Source organism: Actinacidiphila sp. bgisy167, from assembly GCF_965342175.1.
Classification (GTDB): Bacteria; Actinomycetota; Actinomycetes; order Streptomycetales; family Streptomycetaceae; genus Actinacidiphila.
This window is the reverse complement of record NZ_CBDRBL010000007.1, coordinates 125,409-132,226: the sequence shown is the minus strand read 5'-3', so window position 1 is coordinate 132,226 and position 6,818 is coordinate 125,409. Positions and strand designations below refer to the sequence as shown.

Here is a 6,818-nt window from a genome sequence, read left to right as displayed (position 1 = left end):
CTGACAAAGAACAGGTCTGCGGAACGCAACCCGAGGACGGCGCGGTGCGTATGTAAAGGTATGCACCCACGCACCCGCCGCCTCGCAGCGTTCGCCACCGCGGCCGCCCTCGGCGCCACCGCCCTCATCGGCTGCAGCGCCGTCGACGCCGTCGACAAGGCCCTCGACTGCGCCAACGTCGCAGCCCGGATCACCGCCGACGTCCAGAACCTGCAGGACGCCGTCAGCAACGCCGGCGACAGCCCGCAGGACGCCGCCAACGCCCTCGACCAGATCGCCGCCGACCTCGCCGACCTCTCCGACAAGACCGGCAACGCCGACGTCAACAGCGCCGTGAGCGACCTCCAGAAGGCCGTCGAGAACGCACAGAAGGCCGCCGAGAACGGCAACGTCCCCGACATCACCCCCGTCGCCGACGCCGCATCCGAACTCTCCAAGGTCTGCACCCCGGGCTGACGGGATAATCGGACCATGCCGCACACCCGCCTGGTCCTCGCCACCCGCAACGCCCACAAGGTCGCCGAACTCCACGCCATCCTGGCCGACGCCGGACTCGGCGTGGAGCTCGTCGGCGCCGACGCCTACCCCGACATCCCGGACGTCCCCGAGACCGGCGTCACCTTCGCCGAGAACGCCCTCCTCAAGGCCCACGCCCTCGCCCAGGCCACCGGCCTGCCCGCCGTGGCCGACGACTCCGGCCTGTGCGTCGACGTCCTCGGCGGTGCCCCCGGCATCTTCTCCGCCCGCTGGGCCGGCAAGCACGGCGACGACCGCGCCAACCTCGAACTCCTCCTCGCCCAGCTCGCCGACATCGACACCCCGCACCGCGGCGCCCACTTCCGCTGCGCCGCCGCGCTCGCCCTCCCGGACGGTACCGAACGTGTCGTCGAGGGCCGCCTCCTCGGCACGCTGCGCTTCGAGCCGCACGGCGCGAACGGCTTCGGCTACGACCCGATCCTCCAGCCGCTCGGCGAGTCCCGGACATGCGCCGAACTCGCCGCGGAGGAGAAGAACGCGATCAGCCACCGCGGCCAGGCCTTCCGGGCGCTGGCGCCGGTGGTGCGGGAACTGCTGGGGTGAGAGATATGCGGCCTGCGCGCCCAGTCCTTGGATTCGCAGGCCACAAGTGGTGCGGCGGAAGGGATTCGAACCCTCAAGCCCGGTCAAGGGCCACAGATCCTAAGTCTGCTGCGTCGCCATTGCGCCACCGCCGCTAGCCGCCACCCATGGTAACGGGTGGCGGCTGCGGGATCGAAGGCGGTTTACCTGATGGCTGGGCGTCTGCCCCCGCGGCACCAGGTGTCGGTGACGGCGTGGCAGTTCGGACACAGAAGCCGCAGATTCTCCGCTCGGTCATCCAGCGGGTCGCCGTTGATGTGATCCACTTCCAGAGTCATCGGTCTGCCGAGCCAGTGCTCGCCGGTGCCGCACTGCGCGCACCGGGAAGGGACGCCGATCTCGGCGAGGGCCCTTCGCAGGAGCACCGCTTTGGTGCGGTTGCCCTTGTTTCGTACGACGAGGATGGCGGCCGCGGGCTTCCTGCCCCTGGCGTCGTTGTCCCTGTTGCCGTGGGCCTGTCCGAGGAAGTGCCCGGTGTCCAGTCCGTCCTCGGCCAACCAGGCACGGAACAGCGCTCGGGTGCGTGTGTTGTCAGGCCTGCCCAACCGGCGGAGCGTCTCGGCCACGGACACGGAGAGCGCCACGGCCTCGCGGAGTTCCGTGGGCGTAGGGCGGGGGCGTTTGCGGCCGCCGTAAGTGGGCCCCTGGAAGTGGGAGATGTCGATGCCGTAATCGCTGAACCGCTTGTACAGGTAGCGATGCAGCTTGTCATAGGGAACTCTGTTGAGGAACGCCACGACCTCCTTCATGGAATGGCATCGCGCCGCCGCCTCTTCGAGCAGTTCGCGGGTGTACGGGGCCCCGGCGCTCATTGAGCGGTGCTCCGGGAGCGCCGCTTGCCCCGCCCCCGATACGTGTCGGTCGTGGCATGGCAGTTCGGACACAGAAGACGGAGATTGCACAGGCGGTTGTCCCGCCAGTTGCCGTCGATGTGGTCGACCTCCAGGGACAGCGGCCGGCCACACCACACGGGCTCCGTGCCGCAGAGCGCGCATCGCTCGGCGACACCCTTCGCCAGCAGCGCCCTCTTGAGCCGGTCACTGTGTACGCGACGGGCCGTCACGGCTTCCTGCCTGACCAGGAGTTCGTCAGGCGACCGTCGACCCCCGCCCCGCGCCTTGGTGACGAAATGCGAGGTGTCGATACCGAACCCGCGAATGCGTCAGCTAATGTGCGTGTGCTGGCCGCCGACGGCGTCCACTCCCAGGTGGTCGAGCACTTCGTACATGTTGGTCGACACGGCGACCGCCTCGGCGAGCAATTCGCGTGTCCAGCGACCGCCTTCCCGTTCGAAGTGCGAAGTGTCCACGCGCAGACGTCTCATCCGCTCCCGCAGGTAACCCCTGGTCGGGCTCTTCGGGTCCAGCCCTAGCTTGGTCATCGCCTCGGTGAGCGTGCGCGACGTTGCAACGGCGTCCGACAGGCGTTCACGGGTGTAGGGGCTAACAGGCACAGATTTCCCCCATGCGATTACGTGTTGCACTTTCGCACGTAATAACGACGCACTTGTACGACGGTTACGCCGTCCGGGATGCGGCGAAGGGCCGGGGACGCGCCGAAGGGCGCCCGGGGTGCTGCGCCGGGCGCCCTTCGGTGGGGGGAGGGGCTACGCGTCCTTGAGGGCCTGGCGCTGGTGGCCGAGGCCGTCGATCTCGAGCTCCACGACGTCGCCGGCCCGGAGGTACGGCTTGGGCTCGGGGTGCCCGAGGGCCACGCCCGCCGGGGTGCCGGTGTTGATGACGTCGCCCGGGTAGAGCGTCATGAACTGGCTGACGTAGCGGACGACTTCGGCGACGGGGAAGATCATCTCGGCCGTGGTGCCGTTCTGCTTGAGGTCGCCGTTGACCCACAGCCGCAGGCCGAGCGCCTGGGGGTCGGGGACCTCGTCGGCCGTGACGAGCCAGGGGCCGAGGGGGTTGAAGGTCTCGCAGTTCTTGCCCTTGTCCCACTGGCCGCCGCGCTCGATCTGGAAGGCGCGTTCGGACACGTCGTGGGAGACGGCGTAGCCCGCCACGGCGGCGAGGGCTTCCGCGTCGTCGGCGGCGTAGCGCAGTTCGCGGCCGATGACGACGGCGAGTTCGACCTCCCAGTCCGTCTTGAGGCTGCCGCGGGGGACGAGGACGGTGTCGTCGGGGCCGACGACGGTGTCGGGGGCCTTCATGAAGAGGATGGGCTCCTCGGGGATCGCGGCGCCGGTCTCGCGGGCGTGGTCGTGGTAGTTGAGGCCGACGCAGACGATCTTGCCGATGCGGGTGAGCGGCGGGCCGACGCGCAGGTCGGCCGCGTCGAGGGCGGGGAGGGTGCCGTCGGCGGCCGCGGTGCGGATGCGGGCGAGGGCGTCCGCGTCGGCGAGCAGGCGGCCGTCGATGTCGGGGGTGAGGGCGGACAGGTCGCGCAGGGTGCCGTCCTGGTCGAGCAGGGCCGGGCGTTCGGCTCCGGCGGGGCCGATGCGCAGTAGCTTCACAGGACTCTCCGGGTGGTGTCGGGGTGAGGGTGGTCGTGTCGGCGGGGCGTCTCCGTGGTCATGCCCGATGGGGGCGGTCATCGGAGGTCTTGGTTGATCCTCCAGCGGCGGGGGCGGCGTCCGCAACCCCTTGCTCGTGGCGGAGATGGTGCATTCGGGCGCGCGTGGCGGAGTGTTGCCGGCGACCGTTGAGTGGTCCGATGTATCGGCTGTGTGTCGGCTGCCGGAGTGGGCGTCTTCGCGGGTCGCCGTCGCGTGACGAGCGGCGGCGGGACGGTTCCGGGGTCGGGGTGGCTTCTTCGGTGCGGCGCCCCGCCGGCGCGCGGCCCGGGGCCTGCGCGGCGGGCTGGGCGCGGCCGGCGGGGCCTGCCAGCCCGGTACGGCGGTCGCCGGGTCGCCGGGGCCTCGCGCCCCTGCACCGGCTACCCGGCGAAGAGCCGGGAGACGGTGTAGATCACGAGGCCCGCGAGGGCGCCCACGACGGTGCCGTTGATACGGATGAACTGCAGGTCGCGTCCGACGTTGGCCTCGATCTTGCGGGTGGTCTGCTCGGGGTCCCAGCCGGCGATGGTGTCCGTGATCAGCGCGGTGATCTCGTCGCGGTAGGTGGTGACGACGTAGGTGGCGGCGTCCTCGAGCCAGCCGTCGATCTTGGCGGTCAGGCGGGGGTCCTGCGTCATCCGGGCGCCCAGCGACAGCAGCGAGGCCCGGGCGCGCAGCCGCAGTTCGCTGCGCTCGTCCTCGGCGGCCGCGACGATCATGGCGCGGACCGAGCCCCACGCGGACTCGATGAGGTCCTGGACCTCGTTGCGGGCGATGAGGTCCTTCTTGAGCTTCTCGACGCGGGCCCGGGTGTCCGGGTCGGACTGCAGTTCGGTGGCGAAGTCGGCGAGGAAGCGGTCGATCGACTGGCGGGCGGGGTGTTCGGGCATGTCCCGCATCTCGGCGGTGAAGCGCACGAGTTCCTTGTAGACGCGTTCGCCGACGCGGCGGTCCACGAAGCGCGGGGTCCAGCCGGGGGCGCCGCCCTGGACGGCGTGCATCACCGAGTCGGAGTGCTCGATCAGCCAGTCGTGGGCCCGGACGCAGACCAGATCGACCACCCGTCGGTGCCCGCCGTCGGCGACGACGCGCTCCAGCATCTTCCCCATGCCCGGGGCGATCTCCTGGGAGTCGGCCCGGCGGGTGATGGCCTCCGCGACGACGGCCTGGACGTCGGAGTCGCGCAGCACGGTCAGGGCGCCGCGCAGCGCCGCCGCGCCCTGTTCGGTGACGCGGTCGGCGTGGTCGGGGTCCTCCAGCCAGGCGCCGAGCCGCCGGGCGATGCCGACCTTGCGCAGCCGAGTGCGGACGACCGCGGGCGACAGGAAGTTCTCGCCGACGAAGTCGCCGAGGGTGCGGCCGAGGGCGTCCTTCTTCGTGGGGATGATCGCGGTGTGGGGGATGGGCAGGCCGAGCGGTCTGCGGAAGAGCGCGGTCACCGCGAACCAGTCGGCGAGCGCGCCGACCATGCCCGCCTCGGCGGCGGCGGCGACATAGCCGGACCAGGGTCCGGCGCCCGCCGACTCGGCCCATCTGGCCAGCGCGTAGACGGCCGTCGCCACCAGCAGCAGGCCGGTGGCGATCACCTTCATGCGCCGTACGCCGCGCCGCCGGCCCTCGTCGGCGGGGCTGTACGAGAACGCCGGAATCGGGTCTTCGCCCGATCCGGTCACCGGTGCCGTTTTCATCCGCCGTATCCACTCCTTCCGCGTATCGTCCACACCACACTCTCCGAGAGTGGAACGAACGACGGGTTCCCGGCGTCCGACAAAGCACACGGGCGGGCCCGACGCCTTCATGGGACCATGGCGACAGCGGATCGTGCCGGTTTCCCGCCCTTTGAGCGCAGGAGTGAACGACCGCATGGCCAGATCGACGGGTTGTGCACTGCTCGCCGGAATCGTCGCGCTGGTCATGGGCGTCTCTGCTGTGATCTTCGTCACCACCGGCGGCGGCTCCGGCACCTTTGAGCGTCCGCCGTCGGCGGCCGGACGTGTCGGCATCCCGCACCAGGCCGCGCCGGCGGCGTCGGGCTCCTGGGTGGGCACCTGGTCGGGCGCCCCGGCCGGGCCGGAGCCGAACGCGCCGGACGGCTATCCGGGGTGGTCGATCCGCAACGTGGTGCACACCAGCGTCGGCGGCACCTCTGTGCGCGTCCACCTCTCCAACCTCTTCGGCCGGGCGCCGCTGCTGGTCGGGCGGGCGACGGTCGCTGTGGCGGCGGCGCCCGGTTCGCCGTCCGCGGCGGCAGGCTCGATGCGGTCGCTGACCTTCGGCGGGCGGACGTCGGTGCGCGTCCCGGCGGGCGGCGCCGTCGTCAGCGATGCCGTGCAGCTGGCCGTTCCGCAGGCGGCGGATCTTCTGGTCACGACGTACACCCCGAAGGCCTCGGGCCCGGTGACGTACCACCCGCGGGCGCAGCAGACCTCGTTCATGGCGTTCGGTGAGCGCACCGCGCGCAGCGACGGCGCCGCGTACACCACGCCGACGCCGTACTGGCGTTACGTGACGGGGGTGGACGTCTTCACGCGGCAGGCGGCAGGGTCGGTGGTGCTGTTCGGCGACTCGATCACCGACGGGATCACCTCCACGGTGGGCGCGAACCACCGGTGGCCGGACCGCCTGGCAGCTCGGCTGCGCGGATCTGGCGACCGCGCGCTGCGGCTCGGCGTCCTCAATGAGGGGATCAGCGGCAACCGGGTGCTGCGGGACGGCGAGTACGGCGGCAATCCGAGCGGCCTGAGCCGCCTGGACCGGGACGCGCTCTCCCAGGCCGGCGTGCGTACGCTCGTCGTCGAGCTGGGCATCAACGACGTGCTGCGGCCGCCGCAGCGCACCGGCGCGCGGGAGATCGTCGCCGGGCTGCGGGAGATCGTGGCGCGTGCCCACGAGCGGGGGCTGCGGGTGCTGGGCGCCACCTTGACCCCGTGCGCGGGGCACGTCAACTACAACGCGCGCGCCGAGGCGGTGCGGCAGCAGGTGAACGCGGCGATCCGGGCGGGCACGGTGTTCGACGAGGTGATCGATTTCGATCGGGCGCTGCGGGACCCGGAGCGTCCCGGCGCGCTGCTGCCGGTCTACGACTCCGGCGACCACCTGCACCCCAGTGACGCCGGTTATCTGCGCATGGCGGAAACTGTGAAGTTGTCGCTGCTCAAGGGCGGCGTGGCGGCCAAGGCGTGACGAGTACGGG

The 6,818-nt window shown here is 71.4% G+C and carries 6 protein-coding genes, 1 tRNA gene and 1 pseudogene; 3 read left to right on the top strand and 5 right to left on the bottom strand.

Features of this window, described 5'->3' with window-relative positions; translation table 11 throughout:
- Window positions 1–60 precede the first annotated feature (60 nt).
- Window positions 61–456 (top strand): hypothetical protein, encoded by a 396-nt coding sequence (locus ACRWND_RS04850; protein ID WP_431946236.1) that lies wholly within the window; start codon window positions 61–63, stop codon window positions 454–456.
- Between the two features lie 15 nt (window positions 457–471).
- Window positions 472–1,080, top strand: coding sequence for an RdgB/HAM1 family non-canonical purine NTP pyrophosphatase (rdgB, locus tag ACRWND_RS04845; RefSeq protein WP_431946234.1), 609 nt, complete (start codon window positions 472–474; stop codon window positions 1,078–1,080).
- Between the two features lie 47 nt (window positions 1,081–1,127).
- Here rdgB and ACRWND_RS04840 read toward each other — a convergent pair.
- From ACRWND_RS04840 to ACRWND_RS04820, 5 genes and pseudogenes are all read right to left on the bottom strand, one after another.
- Window positions 1,128–1,214: transfer RNA gene (locus ACRWND_RS04840), tRNA-Leu, on the bottom strand.
- A gap of 48 nt (window positions 1,215–1,262) precedes the next feature.
- On the bottom strand, window positions 1,263–1,931 hold the full coding sequence (locus ACRWND_RS04835; protein ID WP_431946232.1) for an HNH endonuclease: 669 nt from the start codon (window positions 1,929–1,931) through the stop codon (window positions 1,263–1,265).
- Window positions 1,928–2,572 (bottom strand): annotated as a pseudogene (locus ACRWND_RS04830) (HNH endonuclease signature motif containing protein). Before ACRWND_RS04830 ends, ACRWND_RS04835 begins: the two are co-directional and overlap by 4 nt.
- Window positions 2,573–2,725: 153 nt before the next feature.
- Window positions 2,726–3,583, bottom strand: a complete 858-nt coding sequence (locus tag ACRWND_RS04825; RefSeq protein ID WP_431946230.1) for a fumarylacetoacetate hydrolase family protein — start codon at window positions 3,581–3,583, stop codon at window positions 2,726–2,728.
- Window positions 3,584–4,005: 422 nt separating this feature from the next.
- Window positions 4,006–5,313, bottom strand: coding sequence for a DUF445 domain-containing protein (locus ACRWND_RS04820; protein ID WP_431946228.1), 1,308 nt, complete (start codon window positions 5,311–5,313; stop codon window positions 4,006–4,008).
- Window positions 5,314–5,488: 175 nt separating this feature from the next.
- On the opposite strand from ACRWND_RS04820, the gene ACRWND_RS04815 reads away from it, so the two are divergent.
- Window positions 5,489–6,808, top strand: a complete 1,320-nt coding sequence (locus tag ACRWND_RS04815; RefSeq protein WP_431946226.1) for an SGNH/GDSL hydrolase family protein — start codon at window positions 5,489–5,491, stop codon at window positions 6,806–6,808.
- Window positions 6,809–6,818: the final 10 nt, after the last annotated feature.

Bases quoted from the DNA above. Each gene is read 5' to 3' on its own strand.
- ACRWND_RS04850 (WP_431946236.1), top strand. From the start codon at position 61: ATGCACCCACGCACCCGCCGCCTCGCAGCGTTCGCCACCGCGGCCGCC.
- ACRWND_RS04820 (WP_431946228.1), bottom strand. From the start codon at position 5,313: ATGAAAACGGCACCGGTGACCGGATCGGGCGAAGACCCGATTCCGGCG.
- rdgB (WP_431946234.1), top strand. From the start codon at position 472: ATGCCGCACACCCGCCTGGTCCTCGCCACCCGCAACGCCCACAAGGTC.
- ACRWND_RS04815 (WP_431946226.1), top strand. From the start codon at position 5,489: ATGGCCAGATCGACGGGTTGTGCACTGCTCGCCGGAATCGTCGCGCTG.
- ACRWND_RS04835 (WP_431946232.1), bottom strand. From the start codon at position 1,931: ATGAGCGCCGGGGCCCCGTACACCCGCGAACTGCTCGAAGAGGCGGCG.